Origin of the sequence: Azotobacter bryophylli, from assembly GCF_042643485.1 — a bacterium.
Lineage (GTDB): Bacteria > Pseudomonadota > Gammaproteobacteria > Pseudomonadales > Pseudomonadaceae > Azotobacter > Azotobacter bryophylli.
The window spans coordinates 379,705-405,121 of the sequence record NZ_JBHRSJ010000034.1 but is presented as its reverse complement, the minus strand read 5'-3'; the positions used below and the strand labels follow the sequence as shown (position 1 = coordinate 405,121).

Annotated in this window: 33 protein-coding genes and 1 pseudogene; 23 read left to right on the top strand and 11 right to left on the bottom strand. The window is 63.2% G+C overall.

Translation table 11 applies throughout. The features are described 5' to 3' along the window. The first annotated feature begins 196 nt into the window (after positions 1–196). Genes ACFOJE_RS17985 through ACFOJE_RS17975 form a run of 3 tightly spaced genes read left to right on the top strand, consistent with a single transcriptional unit; the run spans position 197 to position 3,451 of the window. A complete protein-coding gene (locus ACFOJE_RS17985) occupies positions 197–1,912 on the top strand; it encodes a proline--tRNA ligase (RefSeq protein WP_377816062.1) in 1,716 nt (571 codons plus the stop codon). A 9-nt stretch (positions 1,913–1,921) separates the two neighbouring features. Beyond that, positions 1,922–2,869 (top strand): hypothetical protein, encoded by a 948-nt coding sequence (locus ACFOJE_RS17980; RefSeq protein ID WP_377816060.1) that lies wholly within the window; start codon positions 1,922–1,924, stop codon positions 2,867–2,869. A 6-nt stretch (positions 2,870–2,875) separates the two neighbouring features. After that, positions 2,876–3,451, top strand: coding sequence for a transglycosylase SLT domain-containing protein (locus ACFOJE_RS17975; RefSeq protein WP_377816059.1), 576 nt, complete (start codon positions 2,876–2,878; stop codon positions 3,449–3,451). Positions 3,452–3,464: 13 nt separating this feature from the next. Here ACFOJE_RS17975 and ACFOJE_RS17970 read toward each other — a convergent pair whose 3' ends face one another. Together ACFOJE_RS17970 and ACFOJE_RS17965 are read right to left on the bottom strand one after the other, a co-directional pair. Further along, positions 3,465–3,740, bottom strand: coding sequence for an acylphosphatase (locus ACFOJE_RS17970; protein WP_377816058.1), 276 nt, complete (start codon positions 3,738–3,740; stop codon positions 3,465–3,467). Between the two features lies 1 nt (position 3,741). Beyond that, entirely contained in the window at positions 3,742–4,209 is a 468-nt protein-coding gene (locus ACFOJE_RS17965; RefSeq protein WP_377816057.1) for a TlpA disulfide reductase family protein, read from the bottom strand. A gap of 226 nt (positions 4,210–4,435) precedes the next feature. Between ACFOJE_RS17965 and ACFOJE_RS17960 the strand changes: the two genes are divergently transcribed. After that, complete coding sequence (locus tag ACFOJE_RS17960) at positions 4,436–4,816, top strand: hypothetical protein (protein ID WP_377816056.1); 381 nt, start codon at positions 4,436–4,438, stop codon at positions 4,814–4,816. Here ACFOJE_RS17960 and ACFOJE_RS17955 read toward each other — a convergent pair. Then, a complete protein-coding gene (locus tag ACFOJE_RS17955; RefSeq protein WP_377816055.1) occupies positions 4,808–6,073 on the bottom strand; it encodes a YihY family inner membrane protein in 1,266 nt (421 codons plus the stop codon). The genes ACFOJE_RS17960 and ACFOJE_RS17955 overlap by 9 nt on opposite strands. Before the next feature lie 87 nt (positions 6,074–6,160). Here ACFOJE_RS17955 and arsC point away from each other — a divergent pair, with 87 nt between their 5' ends. From arsC to ACFOJE_RS17940, 3 genes are read left to right on the top strand one after another with little or no spacing between them, the layout of a single operon-like run. Beyond that, positions 6,161–6,514, top strand: a complete 354-nt coding sequence (arsC, locus tag ACFOJE_RS17950) for an arsenate reductase (glutaredoxin) (RefSeq protein WP_377816054.1) — start codon at positions 6,161–6,163, stop codon at positions 6,512–6,514. Beyond that, positions 6,511–7,116: an NAD(P)H:quinone oxidoreductase gene (wrbA, locus tag ACFOJE_RS17945; RefSeq protein ID WP_377816053.1), complete on the top strand. Its 606-nt coding sequence runs from the start codon at positions 6,511–6,513 to the stop codon at positions 7,114–7,116. Before arsC ends, wrbA begins: the two co-directional genes overlap by 4 nt. Next, positions 7,109–7,528, top strand: a complete 420-nt coding sequence (locus ACFOJE_RS17940) for a DUF2069 domain-containing protein (RefSeq protein ID WP_377816052.1) — start codon at positions 7,109–7,111, stop codon at positions 7,526–7,528. Before wrbA ends, ACFOJE_RS17940 begins: the two co-directional genes overlap by 8 nt. Positions 7,529–7,616: 88 nt before the next feature. Here the strand turns inward: ACFOJE_RS17940 and hda are convergent, their stop codons facing one another. The 3 genes from hda to ACFOJE_RS17925 all read right to left on the bottom strand — a co-directional run bounded on the left by hda (position 7,617) and on the right by ACFOJE_RS17925 (position 9,121). Continuing rightward, the gene (hda, locus tag ACFOJE_RS17935) at positions 7,617–8,321 is read right to left on the bottom strand and encodes a DnaA regulatory inactivator Hda (protein WP_377816051.1); all 705 of its coding nucleotides are present in this window, start codon (positions 8,319–8,321) and stop codon (positions 7,617–7,619) included. Positions 8,322–8,508: 187 nt separating this feature from the next. Continuing rightward, entirely contained in the window at positions 8,509–8,796 is a 288-nt protein-coding gene (locus ACFOJE_RS17930; RefSeq protein WP_377816050.1) for a hypothetical protein, read from the bottom strand. Between the two features lie 55 nt (positions 8,797–8,851). Further along, positions 8,852–9,121 (bottom strand): hypothetical protein, encoded by a 270-nt coding sequence (locus tag ACFOJE_RS17925; protein WP_377816049.1) that lies wholly within the window; start codon positions 9,119–9,121, stop codon positions 8,852–8,854. A 159-nt stretch (positions 9,122–9,280) separates the two neighbouring features. Between ACFOJE_RS17925 and ACFOJE_RS17920 the strand changes: the two genes are divergently transcribed. The 12 genes and pseudogenes from ACFOJE_RS17920 to ACFOJE_RS17865 all read left to right on the top strand — a co-directional run bounded on the left by ACFOJE_RS17920 (position 9,281) and on the right by ACFOJE_RS17865 (position 17,414). Next, positions 9,281–9,496 carry a DNA-binding protein gene (locus ACFOJE_RS17920; protein ID WP_377816048.1) on the top strand — a complete coding sequence of 72 codons (216 nt, stop codon included), beginning with the start codon at positions 9,281–9,283 and terminating at the stop codon, positions 9,494–9,496. Continuing rightward, positions 9,493–9,585 (top strand): annotated as a pseudogene (locus tag ACFOJE_RS17915) (Arc family DNA-binding protein); the annotation flags it as partial. The gene ACFOJE_RS17920 and the pseudogene ACFOJE_RS17915, both read left to right, overlap by 4 nt. Before the next feature lie 55 nt (positions 9,586–9,640). Continuing rightward, positions 9,641–9,937: a lysogeny maintenance protein PflM gene (gene pflM / locus ACFOJE_RS17910; RefSeq protein ID WP_377816335.1), complete on the top strand. Its 297-nt coding sequence runs from the start codon at positions 9,641–9,643 to the stop codon at positions 9,935–9,937. A 240-nt stretch (positions 9,938–10,177) separates the two neighbouring features. After that, the gene (locus tag ACFOJE_RS17905) at positions 10,178–10,438 is read left to right on the top strand and encodes a hypothetical protein (RefSeq protein WP_377816047.1); all 261 of its coding nucleotides are present in this window, start codon (positions 10,178–10,180) and stop codon (positions 10,436–10,438) included. A gap of 345 nt (positions 10,439–10,783) precedes the next feature. Continuing rightward, positions 10,784–11,161: a DNA-binding protein gene (locus tag ACFOJE_RS17900; RefSeq protein WP_377816046.1), complete on the top strand. Its 378-nt coding sequence runs from the start codon at positions 10,784–10,786 to the stop codon at positions 11,159–11,161. 349 nt (positions 11,162–11,510) lie between these two features. After that, complete coding sequence (locus ACFOJE_RS17895) at positions 11,511–11,762, top strand: hypothetical protein (RefSeq protein ID WP_377816044.1); 252 nt, start codon at positions 11,511–11,513, stop codon at positions 11,760–11,762. A 5-nt stretch (positions 11,763–11,767) separates the two neighbouring features. Then, positions 11,768–11,986 carry a major capsid protein gene (locus tag ACFOJE_RS17890; RefSeq protein ID WP_377816043.1) on the top strand — a complete coding sequence of 73 codons (219 nt, stop codon included), beginning with the start codon at positions 11,768–11,770 and terminating at the stop codon, positions 11,984–11,986. A gap of 251 nt (positions 11,987–12,237) precedes the next feature. Beyond that, entirely contained in the window at positions 12,238–13,380 is a 1,143-nt protein-coding gene (locus tag ACFOJE_RS17885; RefSeq protein ID WP_377816041.1) for a hypothetical protein, read from the top strand. A gap of 10 nt (positions 13,381–13,390) precedes the next feature. Then, on the top strand, positions 13,391–13,753 hold the full coding sequence (locus ACFOJE_RS17880) for a DUF2523 family protein (RefSeq protein ID WP_377816040.1): 363 nt from the start codon (positions 13,391–13,393) through the stop codon (positions 13,751–13,753). A 2-nt stretch (positions 13,754–13,755) separates the two neighbouring features. Continuing rightward, entirely contained in the window at positions 13,756–15,006 is a 1,251-nt protein-coding gene (locus ACFOJE_RS17875; protein ID WP_377816039.1) for a zonular occludens toxin domain-containing protein, read from the top strand. A gap of 54 nt (positions 15,007–15,060) precedes the next feature. Further along, a complete protein-coding gene (locus ACFOJE_RS17870) occupies positions 15,061–16,356 on the top strand; it encodes a hypothetical protein (RefSeq protein WP_377816038.1) in 1,296 nt (431 codons plus the stop codon). Further along, positions 16,356–17,414 carry a phage integrase gene (locus ACFOJE_RS17865; protein WP_377816037.1) on the top strand — a complete coding sequence of 353 codons (1,059 nt, stop codon included), beginning with the start codon at positions 16,356–16,358 and terminating at the stop codon, positions 17,412–17,414. Before ACFOJE_RS17870 ends, ACFOJE_RS17865 begins: the two co-directional genes overlap by 1 nt. On the opposite strand, the gene ACFOJE_RS17860 is transcribed toward ACFOJE_RS17865, so the two are convergent. The 3 genes from ACFOJE_RS17860 to ACFOJE_RS17850 are packed head-to-tail and all read right to left on the bottom strand — an operon-like array spanning position 17,387 to position 20,081. After that, a complete protein-coding gene (locus ACFOJE_RS17860) occupies positions 17,387–18,454 on the bottom strand; it encodes an AI-2E family transporter (RefSeq protein ID WP_377816036.1) in 1,068 nt (355 codons plus the stop codon). The genes ACFOJE_RS17865 and ACFOJE_RS17860 overlap by 28 nt on opposite strands. Beyond that, the gene (locus ACFOJE_RS17855; RefSeq protein ID WP_377816035.1) at positions 18,447–19,007 is read right to left on the bottom strand and encodes a CDP-alcohol phosphatidyltransferase family protein; all 561 of its coding nucleotides are present in this window, start codon (positions 19,005–19,007) and stop codon (positions 18,447–18,449) included. The genes ACFOJE_RS17860 and ACFOJE_RS17855 overlap by 8 nt, the downstream gene beginning before the upstream one ends. A 60-nt stretch (positions 19,008–19,067) precedes the next feature. Further along, positions 19,068–20,081 carry a DUF2066 domain-containing protein gene (locus ACFOJE_RS17850; RefSeq protein WP_377816034.1) on the bottom strand — a complete coding sequence of 338 codons (1,014 nt, stop codon included), beginning with the start codon at positions 20,079–20,081 and terminating at the stop codon, positions 19,068–19,070. 239 nt (positions 20,082–20,320) lie between these two features. Between ACFOJE_RS17850 and purM the strand changes: the two genes are divergently transcribed. From purM to ACFOJE_RS17835, 3 genes are read left to right on the top strand one after another with little or no spacing between them, the layout of a single operon-like run. Next, positions 20,321–21,379, top strand: a complete 1,059-nt coding sequence (gene purM / locus ACFOJE_RS17845) for a phosphoribosylformylglycinamidine cyclo-ligase (protein WP_377816032.1) — start codon at positions 20,321–20,323, stop codon at positions 21,377–21,379. Continuing rightward, positions 21,379–22,026 (top strand): phosphoribosylglycinamide formyltransferase, encoded by a 648-nt coding sequence (purN, locus tag ACFOJE_RS17840; protein ID WP_377816031.1) that lies wholly within the window; start codon positions 21,379–21,381, stop codon positions 22,024–22,026. The genes purM and purN overlap by 1 nt, the downstream gene beginning before the upstream one ends. Before the next feature lie 8 nt (positions 22,027–22,034). Further along, a complete protein-coding gene (locus ACFOJE_RS17835) occupies positions 22,035–22,745 on the top strand; it encodes a DUF3108 domain-containing protein (protein ID WP_377816029.1) in 711 nt (236 codons plus the stop codon). A 72-nt stretch (positions 22,746–22,817) separates the two neighbouring features. Here ACFOJE_RS17835 and ACFOJE_RS17830 read toward each other — a convergent pair whose 3' ends face one another. Beyond that, a complete protein-coding gene (locus tag ACFOJE_RS17830) occupies positions 22,818–23,357 on the bottom strand; it encodes a DUF2058 domain-containing protein (protein WP_377816028.1) in 540 nt (179 codons plus the stop codon). Positions 23,358–23,606: 249 nt separating this feature from the next. Here ACFOJE_RS17830 and ACFOJE_RS17825 point away from each other — a divergent pair, with 249 nt between their 5' ends. Then, positions 23,607–24,536 (top strand): aspartyl/asparaginyl beta-hydroxylase domain-containing protein, encoded by a 930-nt coding sequence (locus ACFOJE_RS17825; RefSeq protein WP_377816027.1) that lies wholly within the window; start codon positions 23,607–23,609, stop codon positions 24,534–24,536. A 14-nt stretch (positions 24,537–24,550) separates the two neighbouring features. Here the strand turns inward: ACFOJE_RS17825 and mazG are convergent, their stop codons facing one another. After that, positions 24,551–25,384, bottom strand: a complete 834-nt coding sequence (gene mazG, locus ACFOJE_RS17820) for a nucleoside triphosphate pyrophosphohydrolase (RefSeq protein ID WP_377816026.1) — start codon at positions 25,382–25,384, stop codon at positions 24,551–24,553. Positions 25,385–25,417 lie beyond the last annotated feature (33 nt).

Sequence of the window (25,417 nt, the reverse complement as noted above, 5' to 3'; positions counted from 1 at the left end):
CTGGGGCCATTGTCTGCCCCCGATTCTTAACGAAGCCTTAAGCCCCCTCTCTGCCTGCCCGCTCCCCTGACGGATGGTCGCCCGCGCGGCTGCCGCGACCGGGACGAAGCGCCCGCGGATTCTGTACGGCGCAGGTGCGGCGCCGTACAATGCCAGCCACTTTTTTGCCCCCCGCAACCGGACATAACGGCCCAACATGCGCACCAGTCAGTATCTGCTCTCGACCCTCAAGGAAACCCCCTCCGATGCCGTGGTGATCAGCCACCAGCTGATGCTGCGCGCCGGGATGATCCGCAAGCTGGCCTCGGGTCTCTATACCTGGCTGCCGCTGGGGCTGCGCGTGCTGCGCAAGGTCGAGGCGATCGTTCGCCAGGAGATGGACGCCGCCGGCGCCCTCGAGGTGCTGATGCCGTCCATTCAGCCCGCCGAGCTGTGGCAGGAGTCCGGCCGCTGGGAGCAGTACGGCCCCGAGCTGCTGCGCATCCGCGACCGGCACGACCGCGAATTCTGCGTCGGCCCGACCCACGAGGAAGTGATCACCGAACTGGCGCGCAACGAGCTGAACAGCTACAAGCAGCTGCCGATCAACTTCTACCAGATCCAGACCAAGTTCCGTGACGAGATCCGCCCGCGCTTCGGCCTGATGCGCGGCCGCGAATTCCTGATGAAGGACGCCTACTCCTTCCACCTGACCCAGGAATCGCTGCAGGAAACCTACGACCGCATGCACCAGGCCTACTGCAACGTCTTCAGCCGCCTGGGCCTCGAATTCCGTCCCGTGCAGGCCGACACCGGCTCGATCGGCGGCACCGGCTCCCACGAATTCCACGTGCTGGCCGACTCCGGCGAGGACGACATCGCCTTCAGCAACACCTCCGACTACGCCGCCAACATCGAGAAGGCCGAGGCGATCCCGCGCGAGAAAGAGCGCGCCGCCGCCACCCAGGAACTGCGCCTGGTCGACACCCCGGACGCCAAGACCATCGCCGAACTGGTCGAGCAGTTCGCCCTGCCCGTCGAGAAGACCGTCAAGACCCTGGTGGTGCACGGCGTCGAGGAAGGCACCCTGGTCGCCCTGATCGTCCGCGGCGACCACGAACTGAACGAGATCAAGGCCGCCAACCTGGAGCCGGTCGCCAGCCCCCTGGTGTTCGCCTCGGAAGCCGAGATCCGCGCCGCCATCGGCGCCGGCCCCGGCTCCCTCGGCCCGCTGAACCTGCCGATCCCGACCATCGTCGACCGCTCGGTGGCGCTCTCGAGCGACTTCGCCGCCGGCGCCAACGTCGACGGCAAGCACTATTTCGGCATCAACTGGGAACGCGACCTGCCGCTGCCGGCCGTGGCCGACCTGCGCAACGTGGTGGAAGGCGACCCGAGCCCGGACGGCCAGGGCACCCTGGTGATCAAGCGCGGCATCGAAGTCGGGCACATCTTCCAGCTCGGCACCAAGTACAGCGAGGCGATGAACTGCAAGGTGCTCGGCGAGAGCGGCAAGCCGGTGACCCTGATCATGGGCTGCTACGGCATCGGCGTGTCCCGCGTGGTCGCCGCCGCCATCGAGCAGAACTACGACGAGCGCGGCATCCTCTGGCCGCAGGCCCTGGCACCGTTCCAGGTCGCCATCGTGCCGATGAAGTACGAGAACGCCGAGGTCAAGGCAGCCGCCGACCGGCTGTACGCCGAGTTGACCGCCGCCGGCTACGAAGTGCTGTTCGACGACCGTGACAAGAAGACCAGCCCCGGCGTCAAATTCGCCGACATGGAGCTGATCGGCATTCCCCACCGGATCGTGGTGAGCGAGCGCGGCCTGGCGGAGGGCAACCTCGAGTACAAGGGCCGTCGCGAGACCGACGCCCAGGCCATCCCAGCCGCCGATGTCATGGCTTTCCTTAGAAACCGTATTGGTCACTGATCGCCCATCATGCCCACCCATAGCGCTTTGCGCCTCGGCGCCGCGGTCTGCGGCGCCCTTCTGCTCACCGGTTGTGCCAACCACCTGTCCGAGCGCAGCGAGCACGAGGATCGTGTCGAACGCAAACTCCTGAGCCACAGCCTGTTCATCGACCTCGGCGAGCCGGCCGTGCTGGAGGTCCCGCAGCGGCACATCCGCATCAACGAGCAGAAGACCTTCGAGGTCAGCGAGTTCGAGGTGACCCGCCGCTACGACCGCTACACCCCCTACCAGGCCTGGCGGGAGCTCTACGAGATTCCCTTCGGGATGGTGTCGGTGATGGCCGGGATCGGTGCCAACGTGCTCAACGTCGCCCTGCTCGGCCGGCTGCCCCACAGCGTCACCCGGGACCCGATCAACTACGGTTTCGCCAGCCTCAACCCGTTCCTCAACGCCGAGTCCAAGGGTCGCTCGCAGCAGAACCTGGCGCGCCTGGAGGAGCAGCTGAAGGACAAGCGAACCGAGTACTCCAGCCTGCCCTGGGCCGAGCGCCCGGTGCAGGTCAAGGCCGGCACGCAGACCCACGAGCTGCTCACCGACCGCCATGGCGTGCTGCACCTGAACCTGCTCGACCCGCCCTTCAGCGAGCAGGACGCGAGCAAGATCAACACCCTGCACCTGCGCGTGGAAGACCCCGGAGACGGCACCAGCAACATGGCCGCGCTGACGGTCAGCCGCGCCCTGCGCCGCAAGCTGCCGGAGGCCCGCGAGCTGATCTACGCGGATCTCGAGGACGCCGATGTCGGCCAATGGACACAGCGGGTCAGGCGCCTCGCCGAAATGGGGATGGAGGAAGAGGCCAGGGAAATGGAGCAGAGCCTGATCGAACTCACCCGCAACGATCCCGAGCTGCAGGAAGAACTCCTCGCCAGCCTGAAGAACACCGGCCGGGCTGCCGCCGTCTCCGGCACGCCCTGACCGTTCATGGCACTGCGTCACTGCCTCGCCCTGCTCTGCCTGCTGGGGACGGCGCTGCCGGCGGCGGCCAACCTGCCCCAGGAGCCGGAGCCCGAGCTGCGCGCCCTGCTGCAGCGCACGGTGGCCGAGGCGGATAGCTTCCAGGACCGCTTCGAGGCGGAAGTCTGGCTGCTCGACATGTCGACCCGCCTCGAGCGCTTCCTGCCGGATCACCAGGAGCGCTTGGGGCTGCTCAGGCTGGTCCATCGCGAGGCGAGCAAGGCCGGCCTGCGCCCGGACCTGGTGATGGCGGTGATCCACGCGGAGAGCCTGTTCGACCGTTTCGCCATCTCCTCGGTCGGCGCCCAGGGCATGATGCAGGTGATGCCCTTCTGGAAGGCCGAACTCGGCCGGCCGCAGGACAACCTCACCGACAACGCCACCAACCTGCGCTACGGCTGCACCATCCTCAGCTATTACCTGAAGAAGGAAAGCGGCGATCTCGGCCGCGCGCTCGCCCGCTACAACGGCAGCCTGGGGCAGAGCCGCTATCCGAGCAAGGTGATCGGCCTCTGGTACGACTTCTGGTACGTCAAGCCGTAGCCCCGGCCATCGGTCAGCGCCGCACCATGAAATCGGCGAAGCCCTGCACCGCCCCCTCCTCCAGCGCCACGGCCTCGACCCTGGCGTGCTCCGGTCCGGACCACAGCCAGTCGGCCAGCTCGCGCACCGCCGCCTCCTCGCCCTCGATCCAGGCCTCGACCCGCCCGTCGCCCAGGTTGCGCACCCAGCCGGCCAACCCCAGGCGCTCGGCCCGGTCCGCCGTGCGCTGCCGGTAACCGACGCCCTGGACCCTGCCGCTGACCAGCGCCCGCACGCCTATCCGAGCCATTTCAGGAATCTCCTCGCAATGCCTTCAGGCGGGAATCCAGCCCAGCCGCCGTCTGCTCGCCCACCAGGCGCTCGCGCACTCTGCCCTCGGCGTCGACGATGTAGGTGACCGGCAACGCCGCGCTGGTCGGTAACTTCAACCGCGACGCCGGGTCCGTCGCCAGCACGCTGAAGCGGATCCCCATGGCTTCGCTGGCCCTGGCCAGCTCCGCGCCCTGCAAACCGTCGAAGTTCACGCCGACGACGCGCACGCCGTCGGCGCGCAGCTGCTCGTCCAGGGCATTCAGCTGGGGAATCTCGCGGCGACAGGGTCCGCACCATTCGGCCCAGTAATTGATCACCAGCCATTTGCCCTGCAGCTGCTCCGCCAGCGGCCGGCCATGCTGGTCGACGCCCCAGTCCCGCTGGCCGCAGGCGCTCAGCAGGAGTACCGCGGCCAGCCCCAGAACGACACCCATCCGTTTTCCCATGACGCTCCCCCGCTCCCTCACTCTGGAAATTCTGATTCGCGCTCGCCCCGCCCATGGCAAGCCCCGACGGCCGGCCGGAGCCCGGAAGGCAAAGATACTGACGTTTCTGGTCATTTCTTGCCGTAATGCGAGCGGGATCAACCCGCCCGGCAGCGTCCCCGCACGGTATCGACCCGCGGCTGCCTCTACAATCGCCGCTCGATGAGCAGCCACAGGATCCCCGCACATGCTACAGGCCAACGATCAACTGATCGGCACCGTTTCTCCCCAGATCGTCGAATCCGCCTCGCTACTGAATTCTCCCCACGAGGGCCGGACCGCCGAATACGAGATCGCCGCCTGGTTGCGCCTGCCCGGACTGATCGATCTGCCGGTATCCCTGCTGGTGAGCTATCGCGACGGCGAGCGACTGCGGGAAACGACGGTCGACCACGGCAAGGTCGACGGCAGCGGCCGGGTGCTGCTGTCCGGCGTGGCCCGGCTGCCCGTGCAGCAAAGGATCGGCGAGATGCAGGTATGCCTGCGCTCGGCGATCACGCCGCAGGCCATGCAAGTGGAAAACCTGTTCGTTCAGGCCGCCGAGCAGTCGCATCGCGTCTCAGCCTGAAAGCCGCTGGCCGGCCTGCGCCGGCTCGACGACCGGCTGGGGCGACGAATCGCCCTGCAGCCATTGCCCGAGGGCATCGCCGAACAGGGCTTCGCGCTGCTGCTGGAAACGGACCAGGGCGGAGCGCAGGGCCGGGAACCAGGGCTCGTCGAGGGTCGACGGCAACTGGTCGGGGCGCGGCAGCGGCCAGGGCGAACGACTCAGCAGCAGATCCAGGCTGTAATGCGCCAGATCGCGGCAGAGCACCCAGTTGTCGCCGCTGGTGCGGCAGATCAGCCGCTCCCGTTCGAGAAAATCGAGGATCTCGTCCCACACGTGGTCGGGCAGCAGCCAGCCGCCCTGCTCCACGTCGAGCCGACGCACCGCCCGGCCGGCCTGCTGGCGCGAGTGGAATACCCGCAGCACCCCCAGCAGCGCCAGCAGGCGCGGCAGCGGGTTGCGCCGCCAGTGCCGGGAAGCCGACAGATTGCACACCAGCTCGGCGCCGAACAGCACGATGATCCAGGTCAGATAGATCCACAGCAGGAACAACGGCACGGTGGCGAAGGCCCCGTAGATCAACTGATAGCCGGGAAACAGGCTGACGTAGAGACCGAACAGGGCTTTCGCCGCCTCGAACAGCACGGCGCTGAACAGCCCGCCGAGCAGCGCATGGCGCAGCGGAACCCGGGTGTTGGGCACCGCCGCATAGAGCAGGGTGAAGGCCGCCATGCTGGACAGCAGCGGCATGACGTTCAGCAGCCAGGCCCCGACCAGCGCATAGGGCCCGACCAGCAGCATCAGGGAGGTGACGTAGGTGCTCACGGCGAAGCCCGCTCCCACCAACAGCGGCCCCAGGCTGAGGATCGCCCAGTAGAGCAGGAAGCCGGACACCCCGCGGCGCGGCTGGCGCACGCGCCAGATGGCGTTGAAGGTCTTCTCGATGGTCAGCAGCATCATCAGGGCGGTGACGATCAGCAGCGCGACGCCGACCCAGGTCAGCTGCCGGGCCTGCTCGCTGAAGATCTTCAGGTAGCCCTGCAGCACCGAGCCGGTGGACGGCACGAAGTGGCGGAAGATGAAGCCCTGGATCTGCTCGCCCACGCCCTGGAAGGCCGGAATGGCCGAGAGCATCACGAAGGTCACGGTCATCATCGGGACGACCGCGAACAGCGTCGTGTAGGTCAGCGCGGCCGCACTGTTCAGCCCCCGGTCGGCGAGAAACCGCTCGAACAGGAAACGCCAGAAATCCACGGCATCGGCGAAACGTTGGTGCATGACCTCTCCTCGGGATCGGGCGCGAGGTTCCCCTCTGCGCCGGGGTGGTTAGAATAGCGACCTCTTCCCCCAGGATGCGATCCGCTCATGACCGATCTGACGCTCTATCACAATCCCCGCTGCTCGAAATCCCGCGGCGCGCTGGAGCTGCTCGAAGCCCGCGGCCTGCAGCCGAACGTGCGGCGCTATCTGGAAACCCCGCCCAGCGCGGCCGAACTGAAGGAGCTGCTCGGCAAGCTCGGCATCTCCGCCCGCCAATTGCTGCGGACCGGTGAGGAGGAATACCAAACCCTCGGTCTGGCCGCCCCCGCGCTGAGCGAAGACCAGCTGATCGAGGCCATGGTCGCCCACCCCCGCCTGATCGAGCGGCCGATCCTGATCAACGGAGACAAGGCGGTGATCGGCCGTCCGCCGGAGAAGGTCCTGGAGATCCTGCCGTGAATTCCCCCTACATCCTGGTGCTGTACTACAGCCGCCACGGCGCCACCGCCGAAATGGCCCGCCAGATCGCCCGCGGCGTCGAGCTGGGCGGCCTCGAAGCACGCCTGCGCACGGTTCCCGAGGTATCGGCGGAGTGCGCCGCGGTGGCCCCGGAGATTCCCGCCGAGGGCGCGCTCTACGCCAGCCTGGACGACCTGCGCCACTGCGCCGGACTGGCGCTCGGCAGCCCAACCCGTTTCGGCAACATGGCCGCCCCGCTGAAGTACTTCCTCGACGGCACCAGCAGCCTGTGGCTGACCGGCGAGCTGGTCGGCAAGCCGGCCGCCGTGTTCACCTCCACCGCCAGCCTGCACGGCGGCCAGGAGGCGACCCTGCTGTCGATGCTGCTGCCGCTGCTGCACCACGGCATGCTGGTCTGCGGCCTGCCCTACAGCGAAGCGGCGCTGCTCGAGACCCATGGCGGCGGTACCCCCTACGGCGCCAGCCACCATGCAGGCAGCGACGGCAAGCGCCCGCTCGACGAGCACGAAACCACCCTCTGCCGCGCCCTGGGTCTGCGTCTGGCCCAGACCGCGCGACGCCTGGAGCCGAACCGTGGCTAGAAAGAAGAAACCCCTGCCCCCGCTGGAATGGCTGGCCCCGCGCCTGAAGGCCAGCCGCACCATCACCCTCGCCAGCTTCGTCGCCCTGGTGCTGTTCATCCTGGTCTGGGACCTGTTGTTCGCCGACGCCCATGGCGCGGCGAGCTGGGTGCCCTGGCTGGTGCTCTGCTTCAAGCTGCTGCCCCTGCTGATCGTCGCCCCCGGCCTCGTCCTGGGCAGCGCCCGCGGCCACGCCTGGGCCTGCTACGTGGTCAACTTCTACTTCATCCTCGGCGTGCTCGCCGCCTTCGAGCCGAACCGCGCCCTCCTCGGCTGGGCCGAGATCGTGCTCAGCCTGACGCTGTTCTGCGCCGCCATGCTCTATACCCGCTGGCGCTTCCAGTACGACCGCCGGCTGGCCGGCGAAGTGTAGGGGGATACCGGCTCGATCGCCCTACGCGAACGAGCCTCCCCGGCCGGAAGCCGGATGGCGGGTGTCGGGCGACCGGCCATCCGGCTTCCTACCAGCCGAGGGTTTCCTTGAGGAAGGGGATGGTCAGCTTGCGCTGGGCCTGCAGAGAGGCCTGGTCCAGCTGGTCGAGCAGGTCGAACAGCGCTGACATGCTGCGCGAGCCGCGGGTGAGGATGAAACGCCCGACCTCGTCGGTCAGGTGCAGGCCGCGGCGCGAGGCACGCAGTTGCAGGGCGCGCAGCTTGTCCTCGTCGGACAGTCCCTGCATCTGGAAGACCAGGGCCAGGGTCAGGCGCGACTTCAGGTCAGGCAGCCTTATCTTCAGCTCGCGGGGCGGCACCGCGGCCGACAGCAGCAGACGCTTGCCGGCGTCGCGCAGCCGGTTGAACAGGTGGAACAGCGCCTCCTCCCATTCCGGGCGCCCGGCGATGGCTTCCAGATCGTCGAGGCAGACCAGCTCGCTCTGCTCCAGGTTGTCCAGCAGCGCCGGACCGTAGTCCGCCACCTCAATCAGCGGCAGGTAGATCGCCAGTTCGCGGCGCTCGCCGAACCGCAGGCAGGCTGCCTGCAGCAGATGGCTGCGCCCGACCCCCTCGGCGCCCCACAGGTAGATCAGGCTCTCCGTCCAGCCGGCATCCGGCTCGCACAGGCGCTCAACATAGCCGAGCGCCGCCGCATTGGCGCCGGGATAGTAATTGGCGAAGGTGGCGTCGTCGCGCAGACGCACCCCGAGGGGCAGTTGAATGGGTTTCATGCTCGACCGGGCGGCTCCGCGGAACCGTCGCTGGAATCTCCATAAAGAGCTGAAAGTTTATATCCTTCGTTATGGGGTGTCATACCGTGTCGAATCGTGCAATTTCAAGGGTTTGCTCTGATTTACCGTTTCGATCCGGGGCAATTCGTTGCTATGTTTTCGACACTTTTTCGACATCCCTTTTGGGTCACTGCTTTATCCAGCAGTGCTCATATAGGCGATCTAATGCTTCTGGTGTTGGTGTTTCGTGGTCTAGCTTGTATTGGGCTTGTCTGCATTTCCACGATGCCCATGCAGCCATTCGGGGATCTTTTACGGCTAGTTCAGAGGCTGACTTTAACCATGGGCTCTCTGGTTGCTTATGGCCTTCAAGTAGCTTTTTGAGTGCCGCATCTCTTTCTGCTTGGCTAGGTTCTGCTTGGGCTGCTCCGGCTGCGGCAAGCATTACCACTAGTAGTACTTCTTTCCATCTCATCTCTCAGTCGGCTCCTTTCGCGCGAACCACCGCTCTGCTGCCTTCTTGGTCAGAGTTATCCCGCGTTTTGACTCGGCAAGGCCGAGCGCGCTTCGTCGTATTCGGGGCTGGTTTGGCCACACTCTGGAGCGATCTGACCGCTTGCCAGCCATAAGGCATAGCGTGGATAAATTTTCACCAGCACTTCGATTTCTTCAGTACTGATACGCGCTTTTTTATGGCGCAGGTTTTTCCACCGGCTCCAGTTTATTTCCGACTGTCTCACTAGGTCATCGAGCCCCGCCTTATAAATAAGGGCTATAGCTCTGTCCTGTATTGATTCCATTTTGGTCTAGTCTTACCCGGTTCAATAGTTGAACTCTGCTTTTGATCTGGTATTCTGACCGTGAAAGTTCAATATTTGCACCTCCTTTCTGCACTAGCCACTCCTTTTGGGTGGCCATATAGAAAGGCGGTTATTGGCATGAATAGTGACGGAATGAGCATGGGACTGGAAGAGCTGGACGCCTCAAAACTGGTCATCCCCCAACGGGATGTCGAGACCATTGAATCCTTCGCCGAGCGCAACGGCCTCACTTACGACACCGCACGGGCCTGGGCCATGAAAGGCGTTTTGCCCTCGGTGAAGCTCGGAAAGCGCCGGATGGTGAACAGCGCCCTTCTGCGTAACTGGCTTCTGGAACAGGAGTGGACCGCATGAGTCGCACTGATCCGCAATTCAAGCTCCGCATGCCGCCAGTTCTCCGGGCTCGGGTAGAGAAGTCTGCTAAGGCGTCACGCCGCTCCATCAATTCTGAGTTGGTTGTTCGCCTTCAACAGAGCTTCGCCCTGGAGGTGCCTGTCGATGATCCCGAGCCAGTACCTGCACCTGCCGCACGCCATGGACTGCGGCTGCTCTGTGTGCTTCACCGCAAGAATGGAGCCGCAATTATTCAACCCGTCGCCGTGTCCCGACTGCCGGCCCCCTGGGCGCCCTTACAAGGAAAATGGCCGCTGGCTCTGCCAGCCATGCACTTTTTGCGAGAAACATTCTCCAGCAATTCGTCCGCCTAAGTATTGGCAAGTTGTAGATCCGGGGAAAAAGCCCGCGCCATTTATTCCGATGGAAAGGCCAGTGCAGCGAGAACTTAGTTATGGATGAACTGACGCGATACTTCCTGCTCTTTCTTCATGCTGCGGCCTGGACCTTTTGCGTATATCAAATTTTATCCTTTGTTCATGACGTGTTTTCCGCTCTTTTTAGGAAAGATAAATAGTGCAGTGGAGGCTTAGTTATGTGCAGTCAGAACTTAGTTATGAATGACCTTATTACTTTTTTGGTCGTTCTTACTTTTTCGGCCCCTGTCTTTTTTTGTCTTTGGCAACTTTGGAGGTTAAATCGATGATTCCGCCCCGCAAGCCCGCCGACCAACTCAAGGACAAAGAAGTCCGCTGGTATGTGCACACCAAGTCCAGCGTTAAACAAGCCATGACGGATGAAGCCTTCCGCCGTGGCGTGGACCTCTGGACCCTCGGTGGTGCTGTCCTGGCTTCGTGGCTTCAGGCTGGTTGCCCTGACTTCCCTGTTGGCACCTCCGAACTCCCTATCCCCGCCCCGTCGCCGTCGTCGTCGATCGCGGGACCAAAGGAGCCGGAAGCGTGACCCAGGCAAGGGCGCGCAGCGGCGTAGCGGACCCTTGCCTGGGGCTCGCTTACGGCTACGGTCCCACGCGTATCGAAGAGACGGCAAAGGGGCAGGGATAGGGAAACCCCGCCCCAGAGCCCGAGGAGGAGGGAGCGCTCTTGCTCTTAGCGTCCGGGACGGACAAGAGCGACAGGGATCGTTACCCGGTAGGGCCGAGACAAAGTGATAAGGAAACGTCTCGTTTTCTTATCAGTTTGGCTCGGTGAGCGAAGCGAGTAGAGCCCGCCCCGTAAGGGGTCGCCCAACGGAACTTAAACCAGCGCCAAGACAAACGCTCAAACATAGACGAAAAGGAACTACCACATGTTCGCAATCCCTTCTGCTACCTCCACCACCACCCTGTTCGTTATCAAAACCGACTGGTATGCCGCCAAAGATACCGGAGAAATTCGCGCCTCCGTGCAAGCTCTCGCGCCCATTCCGCAAGGTGCTACCGGCAACGGTCGTGGCTATGAAATCACCGAATACGCGGCTGATGCCTCTGTCCTGGAACAAATCGATCTGAGTCGCGGCCCGATTGTCTGCAAGTTCGAAGCAGACGTTCGCCCGATGACCAACCGCTTCGGCCGAACCACCAATACCCAAGTCCTGACCAAAGTTATCCAGGACCAACCGACCCGCCCGACTACTGCGGCCAATCCGCAACAAACTCGGCCTGTCGATCAAACTAAACCCCAATAAACCCTAACAACTAACCGAGCTGCTTAGTTGCGGCAACGCCATTGCTTTGCCTGAAAGGAGGAAAACCGATGTATCGATACTTCTTTATTTCTGCACTAGCAATGGCGGGCGGTTATATGTGGGGTTTCGCTGATGGCCTGGCTTTCTAAGAGAAAACCAACCATGAGGAAAGTCATTCGCTATTTAATCGAACTGCTCTGGAGTTGGTCCTTTCCCTTCGTGGTGGGGATTGCTTTTGGAACGCTCTTGTCCATCTGGCAAGTCCAGGAGTTGTCCCCAATGTTCGAAAGTGTCTTTGGCGATGCGCTCGCCAAGACGCTTGCTCAGTGTGTGAGCCGGGAAGTTCCCCATGGCTAGTTTTGTTCAAGTCTGTGCCAGTTGGATAACCAATACCGATGGCACCGCGTCTTGTTCGTCCTGGACGTGGACCCAGGCGTACTTATTGCCGCCTGAGGCGGAAGGTCAAATCGACCTGCTGATACAAGGCGGCTTTTCTCCCAATCTCTTTGGCGTTGGCTTCACCGGCACTTTGTCGTTGTTTGCCATCGGCTTTGGGATTGGGGTTGTTGTGTCTCAACTGCGCAAATTGCGCATAAGGTGATCTATATGAACTTCCGTACTTCCTTCCGTAATACCTGCATTGCTGCTTTCACTGGTGCCACTTTCGCTGCACCTGCGTTCGCAGCGGATATCGATCCTACTGCCGCTGTCACTGCCATTGGTTCTGCTCAGGGTGCCGGAGTTACTGTGGGCCAGGCTGTTATCGCCGCAGTCGCTGCCCTGGTCGCTATCGGCATCATCATCGCCATCGTTCGCAAAATCTAAGCGGTGATCTGGTCGCTGCTACTCGGCGTTCTCATGGCCGGCGCCATGATTCAAGGATTCAGGGCCGCCGAATATCTCTAACCCTGGGGCCGCAAGGCCCCTTTTTATATGTGGGGTTTCAGGTGCTCCGTATTCGGCTGTTCTTAGTCCTCCTGTTCTGTATATATGGCTCGTCTGTTTGGGCGACGGATTATTATTGGTACGGCGCGTCTTTGCAGGACCCTTCGCCTGCTAATTTGTGTACTCGCGCCATGGCCAAGATTTTTCCCGCTATCGATAATGTTGGCTATAAGCTGACGTCTGCTACAACCGGTGTTTGTACGGGCGGCCCGTATAGTGCGACTTATATATCTATTTCTCGTGCTGGGGATTCGTGTCCATCAGACTCTACTTATAACGTCGCAACGGGCGTTTGCGATGCGCCTCCTGAGAATCTTTGCCAGCAGGCTAAAGGCGCCTCGACGACCTATTACGTCAAGACGCAACTTTCGGCCAGCCCGCCCGATCAGGTCGATATCAATGGTTGCCTAGCTACGTTCGGTGGCGTCATTACCTGCCGCAACACCACGGACGGATATGGCGTCTGCACGGGGACGGCGACCATCACGGGCGAGCAGACCACCACGTCCTCGCCTATCGCCGGCGACCCGGCGACGGCCGACGACACGCCCCAGGTGAAGAGCGAAGAGCTGCCGTGCTCGCCGACCACCGATCCCGCTACCGGCGCCTCTGTCTGCACGACCCAAAGCACCTTCTCCCAGCCAGGCGACTCCACCTGCGGCACGGTGGACGGCAAGCTGGTCTGTACGGAGGTCGTCAAGTCCCAGTCGGAAGACAAGGTGGTCCAGACCAAGACTCAGACCGCTACTAACCCGGACGGCTCCACCACCCAAACCACGACCACCACCACGGCGAAGACCTCGTGCGTCGGTATCAACAATTGCACCTCGACGACCACCACCGAGACCAAAACCGGCGGCACCAATGCCGATGGGTCGGCCAAGCCGGACACATCCAGTTGTACCGGCACGGGCTGTACCGATCCGACCAAGAGCGACGAAGAAAAGGCCGGCGAAGGGTTACCCTCCGGTGAACTCAAAGAGCCGAAGAAGGGCAACTATGACGATGCCCTGGTCGAGTGGGATCAGAAGATTGCCGATGCTAAGAAGGAGTTCAAAGACAAGTTAGTGCAGATCAAGGACTTGGTTTCTTCGAAGGCCCTTGTCTCTCTTCCCGCGGGTGGTTCTGGCGGCCTGTTTTGCAAATCCGCCCCTGTGTTTGGCACTACGTTTGATTTGTGCCTCGATGACTACGCTGGCCAACTCGCGTACCTCAAGTGGGTGCTGATCTTTATCGCCACGTTGATTGCCTTTTACATTATTTTTCGCGAGTGATAGGTGATACATGGATCTTTCATTTATCTCTGACTTCTTCGTCAATGTTTCCCAGTTCTTTCAGGCGGCTTGGGATTTTATTGCGTCCGGCATCTATGATTTTGTTAAAGAGACTATGGTGTTCCTGACCAAGGTCGCCATTTACTCGTATATCGAAACGTCTATCTTCTTGGTCGATGTAGCGTATGAAGTTGTCCAGGATATTTTCGTCGATCTTGGTATTGCTGCTCAGGTTCAATCGGCTTACGGCACTATTCCAGGGGAAATACAAAACGCTTTGGCATTCTTTGGCGTGCCTGAAGCGTTGACCATTATTTTCAGCGCTGTCCCTACTCGCTGGGCCATGAAGTTCGTTCCCTTTATAGGTCGCTAAACATGTCTATTAAGATTCATCATGGTGCCAATGGTAGTTACAAAACTTCAGGCGCTATCCAGGACGACGCTATTCCGGCCATTAATGAGGGTCGTGTCGTTATTACTAATGTTCGCGGCTTTACGCGGGAATCGGTCCTTGAGGCGTTTCCCGATCTATCGGATGCGGCGCTCGAATCCTTCGATGTCATCAACTTGTCTATGGAGTCCACTGACGACCTGGACAAGATGCGTCGTTGGTTTATGTGGGCGCCTCGCGGCGCTTTCTTGATCTTCGACGAGACGCAAATCCTTTTTCCCAAGTCTTGGAAGGAGAAGGACTTGGAGCAATTCGATTATCCGGGGGGTATTGAGGAAGCCAAGAAGGCGGACCGTCCTACGGGCTGGCTCGATGCCTGGACCCGCCATCGCCATTGGAACTGGGATGTCGTCCTGACCACGCCGAACATTCGCTATATCCGCGACGATATCCGGCTGACCTGCGAAAAGGCTTACCTCCACTCCAATCTCGCCGTCATTGGCATTCCGGGCCGCTATAAGGAGGCCATGCACGATGCTCAGGAAAATAAGCCGCCTATGGACGGCTCATCCATCGTCAGTATCAAAAAGATCAAGCCCAGCACTTTCAGGGTCTACCAATCCACCGCTACCGGCAAAGTCCAAGATACTAAAGCCGGTAAGAACATGTTTTTGTCGCCTAAGGTTCTTGGTCTTTTGGCACTTGTGGCCGGCCTGCTTATCAATGTTTTTTCTTCTGACCCCGTTACTGTCCTCGATCCTCAGGCTGCCGCTAAATCTGGTGCGTCTGGTGCTTCGTCCGGTTCTGCGTCTTCTGCGCCTGCTGGGGTTCCTGGTCCTTCGTCTAGTCCTGTGGCTGGGGTTCCTGTGGCTCCTGGTCAAGGGGCTCCTGCTAGCCCTCGCGTAGAGGGTCATCCGCTGGCCGGCTACGCCTTCACGCTGCAGGGCGTGCTGACTGGCCTTAAGGATGGATTGCCTCGACAGGTCGTGCTCTTTGAGCTTCGCCATGCCGACGGGCGCTATTTCCACCAGACGGCTGATGACCTGCGCCTCTTGGGCTATCGCGTCCAGGTGAAGACTAACTGTGTCGTGGAGCTCGCCCACCGCGATTGGAAGTCGCTCGTCTTCTGCGGGGTTTCGCCGTCCTCAAAAGAGCAGGGATTCGCCCAGGCGCCGGCCGGACTGAGCGGCTCGGTTCAGAGCGAGGGACGGCCGGCGCCTGGGACGACCCTGTAGCACGTCAATAAAAGAAATTAAGTGAGTGTCGTTTCGTCTCAATAAGGGTTGTTTATGAAAAAGGCAGTCGATCAAGTCCGGGTATTCATGGGGCCAGACGGTGAAGTCCGGGAGGATGCCAAGGGCCGGTTGTTTTTCGACGACAAGCGCGCCGTGTTCACCGACCTGTCAGGCGTTCGCCTGCTCCGTTGCGGTGTGGATACCGTCCGCCAGCATTACCGGGGGCTGCTGCGGCCCGATGTGCTCGCCCTGGCTGAGGCCAAGCCTGGACTGGTGGACTTCGCCGGCTACCGTTTCCACTTCAGCCGCATAGGCCGCGACTCCGGCTACCAGTACAAGCTCCAGAATGCGGATCTAGGGCTTATCCTGCTGTTCAAGAACTTCAACGTGAAGCCCGACGTCATTGGGCCTCACCTCAAGATCGAAGTCTCTCCCCATGCTATCGACGCGCAAGACTCCCAGCGCCTCCAGGAGCAACTAGACTTCCTCGCCTCGGCTGCTATGACGCATGTTGAACGCGGTCAATGCGCCGTGCATATCGCCCTCGATCTGCAAGGCTGGACGCCTCCCGAAGACCTGGTCGCCCGTCTGCATTGCAAGGCCACTGCGCAACGTCGCTTCGACGGTGTGTCGTCGTTTGAGTGGGCGGACAAGGCTGCTGTCTACGGCTACGGCCAATCGTTTCTGTGGGGCTCTGCCGGGGCCTGCCAGCTCGCGATCTATAACAAGACAGAACAGGCCAGGACTATCGATAAGCTCGACTACTGGCAAAGCGTCTGGAAGCGCTCCAACAATCCATTCGACGACACCGACCCGGCCAACTATCAGGAGGATCAACCCGTCTGGCGGATCGAACTGCGCTACCACCATTCGGTGGTCCAGCAATTCGCCGACGGTAGCTGCTCCATCCAGTCCGGCGAACTCATCAACTCGGATTGCTATGCGTCGCTAGTGCCTCACCTGGACGGCCTCTGGCGCTACGGCCTGGGCAACTTCCGTCTGCTGTCCCGTCCTGGCGTCAATGATCCGCTGTGGACCCTGCTCCGGGATGACGTACGAGTCGAGACGGGCCGGGACTCCCTCCTGGACGAAACCGAATACCGTCGCTACTACAAGACGGCCAAGGGCTTCTCTGGCAAGAACGTCGACCTGATGATGGGAAACCTTGTCACGCTCCTGGCACGGCAGGGTGTGGGCGCAAAAAAGGGGTTTGAGGCACTCAAGACGCTGCCGGTCTGGCAAGTCATCCAGGAGCATTACGCCTCCAAGGACATGACTGAGCGCGATATCTACCGGCAGATTAAGGAGCGCCTCGAAGAGCGCGTTGTGCGGTGGGGGCGTGCTGTCTGATGGCGATCACTGCAACCGATGACGGCCGCTGGAAAGTCGATGTAGAGCCGGTGAAGGGCCGTCGATTCCGCAAGACTTTCAAGACCAAGGCTGAGGCGCAACGGTTTGAGGCCACCTGTCGGGCCAACTGCATCCAGCCCAAGGACTGGAATCCCAAGCCCAAGGACAAGCGGAAGGTTTCGGAGCTGGTGAACCGCTGGTATGACCTGCATGGACATGCCATTACCAGTGGCAAGCGTCGTCGCAATGTCCTGCTGTTGGTCGCTGACCGCCTGGGCGATCCGGTTGCATCCAAGCTGTCCGGGGCGGCTGTTGTCGAATTGCGCCGGAATGAATTGGAATCCGGTTCCGCCCCGAAGTCGATCAACAATCGGCTGTCGTACCTCAAGGCCGTCTTCAATGAGCTGTATCGCCTGGGCGATATCGATTACGTGAATCCGCTGTCACGCCTGAAGCCGCTGAAGTTTCAGGAGCAGCCGCTCTCGTACTTGCTGGCCGATCAGATACCCCAGCTCCTCAAGGCTCTGGACGCTCGCAAGTCGAAAAGCGTGCGCCTGGTGGCCGAGGTTTGCTTGGCTACCGGGGCCCGGTGGTCTGAAGCCGAAGGATTGTCCCCCGACCTGGTACGCGACCAGACGGTCACGTTCGTCAACACCAAGTCAAAGAGGGTTCGGACTGTGCCGATCAGTGCGTCTCTTGAGGAACGGCTGGCGGCTCACTTCGCCAAGTATGGCCGCTTTACGGCGTGCATCCACGCCTTCCGTCTATCGCTCAAGCGTTCGGGCATCCAGCTCCCAAGGGGTCAGGCAAGCCATGTGCTTCGGCACACCTTCGCAAGCCACTTCATGCAAAACGGCGGGAATATCCTGGTCCTACAGAAAATCCTCGGGCACTCCTCACTGACCATGACGATGCGCTATGCGCACCTGTCGCCGTCTCACTTGCAGGACGCGGTTAGATTCAACCCGCTGGATGGCTTCGACACTTCTTCGACACCGGCAAAGAAGCAAAAGAAGAAAACCCTTAAAAATCAGCCAGTTGGCGAGTCCTTGCCGTAAAGGTCGGAAAGTTTATATAACTCGTTGACATGGCGCAGCAAAACCATGATCACAGCCGCCACCGGCAGGGCCAGCAGCACCCCGGTGAAGCCGAACAGCTGGCCGCCGGCGAGGACGGCGAATATCACCGCCACCGGGTGCAGGCCGATCCGGTCGCCGACCAGGAGCGGCGTCAGTAGCATGCCTTCGAGCAATTGCCCCACGGTGAACACCGCCGCCACGCCGAACAACGGGTAGAGATCCCCGCCGAACTGGAACAGCGCGGCGACCAGCGCGGCGCCGATCCCGACCACGAAGCCCATGTAGGGCACGATACTGGCCAGTCCGGCGAGCACGCCGATCAGCAGTCCGAGATCCAGCCCAACCAGCATCAGCCCCAGCGCATAGACCGCGCCGAGCGCCAGCATCACCAGCAGTTGCCCGCGCAGGAAGGCGCCGAGCACCTCATGGCACTCGCTGACCAGCTTCACCACCAGGCCCTCCTGTCGACGCGGCAGCAGCGCGCGCAGCTTGGCGACCAGGATGTCCCAGTCGCGCAGCAGATAGAAGCTCACCACCGGCACCAGCAGCAAGTTGCCCAGCCAGCCGAGCAGGGCCAGGCTGGAGGCCGTGGCCCGGCTGAGCAGTTGGCTGGCGATATCGGTGGTCTGGCCCAGGTGCTCGGTGAACAGGGCCTTCAGGTGCCCGATCTGCCAGAAGCTCTCGGACAGCCCGAACCTGACCTGGAGCCAAGGCAGGGCCCGCTGCTGCAGCCAATCGAGGATCTGCGGCGCCAGTTGGTAGAGATGCACCATCTGCTTGCCCAGCATCGGCAGCAGGACCAGCAGGGCGACCAGCAACAGCAGGCCGAACAGGGTGAACACCACCACCACGCCCCAGGTGCGGGACATCCACCGCTCCAGCCGGTCGACCAGGGGATCGCCCAGATAGGCCAGCAGGATGCCGACCAGGAACGGCGAGAGGATCGGCGTCAGCTGGTAGACCAGCCACCCGGCGAGCAGCAGTCCGGCCAGCCAGAGCCAGCGGTGCGAATCAGTCATGTCGTGTCCCTGCGCTTCGGTATTTCCCGGACCAGACCCGGACGTAGTGGGCGCCGCTGGCCAGACTCGCCAGCAGCACCAGGAGAATCAGCGGTCGCTCCCAGGCGGCCGCCGCCGGCAGCAGGCTTTCCTGCAACAGCAGCTCGACGATCAGGACGACCTGCAGCAGCGTCGACAGTTTGCCGAGCAGCGTCGGCCTGATCTCCGGCGGCTCCACCAGCAGGCGATAGGCGACGGCTCCGGAGACGATCACCAGATCGCGCAGGAGCACGACCAGGGTCAGCCACCAGGGCAGGATTGCCACCAGACTCAGGCAGACGTAGCTGACGATCAGCAGCAGCTTGTCCGCCAGCGGATCGAGCAGCGCCCCCAGGCGGCTGGTGCAGGCGAACCGGCGAGCCAGGAAGCCGTCCAGCGCGTCGCTCACGCCGGCCACGGCGAACAGCAGCAGCGCCGCCCCGTAGGACTGCTGCAGGATCAGCGCGGCGACCGGCAGGACCAGCAGCAGGCGCAGGCCGGTCAGGAGATTGGGCACCCAATGCAGCATGCTCATCGGCTTTCCCTGCCATTCCGTGGCCAGCCCGCGTCACGCATCCGCGCTCGGCGCCTCGCCTTACCAGTGGTAATGCAGCGCCGTATCGCGCGACTGCAGCAACGGCTGCTGCCCGCCTTCGGCGCCGGAGGCAGCCGCGGCCGGAGACTCCTGCAGACCGATCAGCGACAGTTGCGAGCGCAGCTGCTCGGGCGAGGAGTCGAGCTGGTAGATCAGACGGTCTCCGTCGACCAGACGCAGACGGGCGGAGAAGGGCTCGAGCACGCGATCCAGCTGGGCATAGCGGGCCAGATCGGCGCCCTGTACCTCCAGATTCAGGCGCGCGGTGGCACCGGGCTTGGCGATGAAGCGCGGCGCCAGACGCTCGCTCGCCGCCAGCAGCACGGCATCGGCCAGGGCGGCGGCGTCCGCCGCCTGAGCCGTCCCCTGCTCCTGGGCATCGCCCATGGACAGGCGCCACTGCGCCTGCCAGCCAGCATCCGCCTGACGGGCGTACACCGCCAGCACGGCGTCGGCGCCGTAACGCTTCGAGGGCTCCTGCAGCGCGCTGCCGGCCGCCAGGTTCTCCGGGGTGGCGACCAGCTGCTCGTTGAGGTCGGCCATCGGCAGGCGCAGCGGCAGGCCGCGATGCGCAGCAGCCTGCTGCAGCGGCTGCGCGAGATCCTGACCATCCCCGACCAGTTGCGAGGTGGCGTCGGCCTCGTTCAGCCACCAGACGAGCAGGGTCGGCCGGCTGGCCCCCCACAGCGGCAGACCGGCCTGGCGCAGGTAGCGCTGGGTGGTGGCCGGGTCGAAGTCGACCACCAGGGTCTGGCCCTCATAACCGTACTTGAGGACCAGTTGTTGCGGATCGTTGCGCACGGCCTGCAAGGCAGGGTTCTGCACGGCCTTGGCATCGCCGGTCAGCTTCAGGATCAGCGTATCCAGAGCCCGCTGCAGGGCAGCGTCGCGCTCCGCAGGCTGCTGACTGGAAACCGGCTCGCGCACCTGATAGAGGTCGCCGAGGGATTCGGCGAACAGTGGAAGGCAGAACAGCGACAGGCAAACGACGAGGAGGCGGGCGATCAGGCGCATGGGGAAATCTCGACTGGAACGGCAGGTTGGCCGCGAGTAGTGATATACCTTAAACAGCCATCGCCCCCCCGGCAACCGCAGCCGTAGACGGCGCGCGGCCCGTTCCCGCCTTCTCGCCCGCGGGGCGGGCCGGGCCCGAGTGGCCCCTGCGGGGCAAGCCTGATAAAATCGCGCGCCTCGCGGACCGGCCATCATGCGCCTCGGTCGCCCCCTGAATTTCCCCTCAAAGGCCCGGATTTATGAGCAAGCAACCCTCCCTGAGCTACAAGGACGCCGGTGTAGACATCGACGCCGGCGAAGCACTGGTCGAACGCATCAAGGGCGTCGCCAAGCGCACCGCACGTCCGGAGGTGATGGGCGGTCTGGGCGGCTTCGGCGCGCTCTGCGAAATCCCGGCCGGCTACCGGCAGCCGGTACTGGTCTCCGGCACCGACGGCGTCGGTACCAAGCTGCGCCTGGCGCTGAACCTGAACAAGCACGACAGCATCGGCCAGGATCTGGTGGCCATGTGCGTCAACGACCTGGTGGTCTGCGGTGCCGAACCGCTGTTCTTCCTCGACTACTACGCCACCGGCAAGCTCAACGTCGACGTGGCCGCCACCGTGGTCACCGGCATCGGTGCGGGCTGCGAGATGGCCGGCTGCTCGCTGGTCGGCGGCGAAACCGCCGAGATGCCCGGCATGTACGAGGGCGAGGACTACGACCTGGCCGGCTTCTGCGTCGGCGTGGTGGAGAAGAGCGAGATCATCGACGGTTCGAAAGTGGCCGCCGGCGACGCGCTGATCGCCCTGCCCTCCTCGGGCCCGCACTCCAACGGCTATTCGCTGATCCGCAAGATCATCGAGGTCGCCGGCGTCGACATCGAGCAGGTGCAGCTGGACGGCAAGCCGCTGGCCGAGCTGCTGATGGCGCCGACCCGCATCTACGTCAAGCCGCTGCTCAAGCTGATCAAGGCGACCTCCGCGGTCAAGGCCATGGCCCACATCACCGGCGGCGGCCTCACCGAGAATATCCCGCGCGTGCTGCCGGAAGGCACCCAGGCGGTGATCGACGTGGCCAGCTGGACCCGCCCGGCGGTCTTCGACTGGCTGCAGCAGAACGGCAACGTCGACGAGCGCGAGATGCACCGCGTGCTCAACTGCGGCGTCGGCATGGTCATCTGCGTGGCCCAGGACAAGGTCGAAGAAGCCCTCTCCAGCCTGCGCGCCAGCGGCGAACAGCCCTGGGTGATCGGCAGCATCGCCACCTGCGGCGAAGGCGCCGAGCGCGTCGTGCTGAACAACCTGAAGGCCCACTGATGGTCCAGCCCTGCAATGCGGTAGTCCTCATCTCCGGCTCCGGCAGCAACCTGCAGGCGCTGATCGACAGCCTGGGCGAGGACAACCCCCTGCGTATCCGCGCGGTCGTATCCAATCGCGCAGATGCCTACGGTCTGACCCGCGCGCAGAACGCGGGCATCGCCACCCAGGTCCTCGACCACAAGGCCTTCGCCGACCGCGAGGCCTTCGATTGCGCGCTGATCGAGGCGATCGACGGCTTCCGGCCCGACCTCGTGGTGCTGGCCGGCTTCATGCGCATCCTCACCCCCGCCTTCGTCCGCCACTACAGCGGCCGCCTGTTGAACATCCACCCATCGCTGCTGCCCAAGCACAAGGGCCTGAACACCCATCAGCGGGCACTGGATGCGCAGGACTCCGAGCATGGCTGCAGCGTGCACTTCGTCAGCGAGGAGCTGGACGGCGGGCCGCTGATCATCCAAGCCGTCGTTCCAGTCGAGCCGGGCGACACCGCGGAAACCTTGGCCCTGCGCGTGCACATGCAGGAGCATCGCATCTACCCGACAGCGGTTCGCTGGTTCGCCGAAGGCCGCTTGCGGCTGGCAGCCGAAGGAGCGTTGCTGGACGGAGAGAAACTGCCGGCTACCGGCTATCTGATCCGAACCTAGGAGAAACTATGCGTCGTATCCTGTTGTTCGCGCTCGCGTTGCTGGCCCTGCCCAGCTACGCCTATGAGCTACACCCCTTCACTGCCAGTTATACGACCGACTCGTCGCAGATTCCGGTCAGTGGCACGGCCGAACGTCGGCTGAGCCAACAAGCCGACCAGAGCTGGAAACTGGAGTTCGAGGCCAGCATGATGATCGCCGGCCTTCAGGAAGAGAGCACCTTCCGCGTCGAACAGAGCCATCTGCTCCCGCTCAGCTATCGCTACGACCGCAACGGCCTAGGCAAGGTCAAGCACGTGGAGCAGGACTTCGACTGGAAAGCCAAGAAGGTGACCGGCAGCGATCGCGGCAAGCCGTTCCAGCACAGCCTCAATCGCGGCCTGCTCGACAAGTCCACCTACCAGATCGCCCTGCAGAAGGATGTCGCCGAGGGCAAGAAGAGCATGAGCTACCGAGTGGTCGACGGCGACGATATCGAGATCTACGACTTCCGCGTACTGGGCAGCGAGCGCGTGGACACCCAGGCAGGCCAGATCGAGGCGATCAAGGTCGAGCGCGTACGCGATCCCACCAAGAGCAACCGCCAGACCATCTTCTGGCTCGCCAAGGACTGGAACTATCTGCTGGTGCGCCTGCACCAGGTGGAGAAGGACGGCAAGGAATACGACATCATGCTCAAGGACGGCATGGTCGATGGCAAGCAGGTGGCGGGCAAGTAAGACTGTTGCCACAGCCTGGAAAGCGAGAAGCCGGCCTAGCGCCGGCTTCTTCGTTTCGGCCCGGAAGCGGGCTTACCACATGAGATCGTCGGGAATCTGGTAGGCGGCGTAGGGATCGTCCGCATCCGGCGCCTCGGTGGGCGTGTTCAGCAGGACCACCCGGCGCGGATCGCGCTCCTGGATCTTCAGTGCCGCCTCGCGTGGAATCACCTCGTAGCCGCCGCCGTGCCGGACGATGGCCAGGGAGCCGCGGCTGAGCTTGTCGCGCATCAGGCCGTTCACCGAGAGGCGCTTGACCTTCTTGTCGTCGACGAAGTTGTAATAGTCGTCGGTGGTCAGCTTGGGCAGGCGCGAGACCTCGATCAGCTGCTTGATCTGCGCGGCCCGGGCCTTCTGCTCCGCCTTCTCCTGCTGCTGGCGGTTGAGCTCCTGGTCGCGGGCGAGCTTCTCGGCCTGGGCCTGGAGCGCCGCCTGACGCTGCGAATCGTCCTTCTCGACCTGACCTTTGCGCTCCAGGCGCTCCTGTTTCTGCTTCTGCTTGCCGGCCTGCTTGGCCTGCTTCTCGTTGACCAGTCCGGCCTTCAGCAACTGGTCGCGCAATGACATGCTCATCGTTAGAACTCATCCAACCGCCCCCGGCCAGGCCGGAGGCTCATTCAAGGGGAAACTGCAACAGGAGTCGACAGGCGATCGAAGCCAATCCGTCCGACGGCCTGCCAGCCGAGGGCTAATCCTCCCGATTGCATGCGGACAGTGCAAGTCTCGCCGCTCATCGCGAGCATGATTGGCTGCCTTGCCACATGGTCATCGTCAAACGATAGCCCTACACTACCGGCTCCGGGGCCATATGCAGAATCCGCCATGCCACTCTTCGCCAAGGCCACCCTGGTAAGCGTGTTTCTTGCCAGCGTCCTGTTCGTGCACCTCCGCGGCCGCGCCCGCCTGCCGCTGCTGCGCCAGATGTTCAACTACTCGGCGCTGTTCACTCCCTACAACTCGCTGATGTACCTGTTCTCCCGGACGCCGTCGCGCCCCTACGTCGAGCGCCGCGACTTCCCGGAGCTGGACCTCCTGCGCGACAACTGGCAGACCATCCGCGACGAAGCCCTGGCGCTGTTCGACGAGGGCTACATCCGTGCCGCCCTGCGCGACAACGAGGCCGGCTTCGGCTCCTTCTTCAAGAAGGGCTGGAAACGCTTCTACCTGACCTGGTACGACGGCCCCCTGCCCTCGGCCCGCCAGCTCTGCCCGAAAACCCTCGAACTGCTCGGCCGCCTGCCGTCGGTGAAGGGGGCGATGTTCACCCTGCTGCCGGCCGGCAGTCATCTCAACCCGCACCGCGACCCCTTCGGCGGCTCGCTGCGCTACCACCTGGGACTCGCCACGCCGAATTCGGACTCCTGCCGCATCTTCGTCGACGGCCAGCCCTACGCCTGGCGCGACGGCGAGGACGTGATGTTCGACGAAACCTACGTGCACTGGGTGAAGAACGAGACCGACTCTCCCCGCCTGATCCTCTTCTGCGACGTGGAGCGGCCGCTTCCCTCCCCGCTGCGGCAGATCAACCGCTGGATCAGCGGCGTGCTCGGCCGCGCCACCGCGCCGCAGAATGTCGAGGGGGAAAGGGTCGGCTCGATCAACCGCGCCTACGGCGGCTTCAAGCGCATCGGCAACGCCATCGGCTCGCGGGTCCGTCAGTTCAAGCGGGCCAACCCGACCGCCTATCGCGTGGTGCGCCCAGTCCTGGCCGTGGCGCTGGGCGTGCTGCTGTTCCGCTGGATCGCCGGCTGAGGCCGGGGCCGGATTCAACCGCAGCCAGGTCCTTCCCGCTCCGCACGCTTGGCCTCGCCCCAGAGCGCATCCAGCTCGTCCAGGCCGCACTCCTCGGGACGCCGCCCGCCCTCGCGCAGCCGCTCCTCGATGAAGCGGAAACGCCGCTCGAACTTGCCGTTGGCGGCGCGCAGGGCGGCCTCCGGATCGACCTTGAGATGCCGGGCCAGGTTGGTCACCACGAACAGCAGGTCGCCGACCTCCTCGGCAATGGCCGCGGGATCGCTCTCGCTCATGGCCTCCAGCACCTCGTCCAGCTCTTCTCGCACCTTGTCCACCACCGGCAGCGCCTCCGGCCAGTCAAAGCCGACCTGGGCGGCGCGCTTCTGCAGCTTGGCCGCGCGGGACAGCGCCGGCAGGGCGTTTGGCACGTCGTCGAGCAGGGACAGCTGCTGCGGCTCAGCGGCCTTCTCCGCCCGCTCCTCGGCCTTGATCTCCTCCCAGCGCTGCTTGACCGCCGCCTCGGACAGCTTCGGCATGTCCGCTGCGCCATACAGATCGCCATCGGGGAAGACATGGGGATGCCGGCGGATCAGCTTGCGGGTGATGCCGTCGACCACCGCGGAGAAGTCGAAACGCCCTTCTTCCCTGGCCAGTTGGCTGTAGTAGACCACCTGGAACAGCAGGTCGCCGAGCTCGCCCGGCAGATGGGCGAAATCGCCGCGCTCGATGGCGTCGGCGACCTCGTAGGCTTCCTCCAGAGTGTGCGGCACGATGCTCGCGTAGGTCTGCTGCAGATCCCAGGGACAGCCGTACTGCGGATCGCGCAGGCGGGCCATCAGGTGCAGCAGGTCGTTGAGCTGGTACATGGCGGTTTCCTAGAACTTGGCGGGGCTACCCGA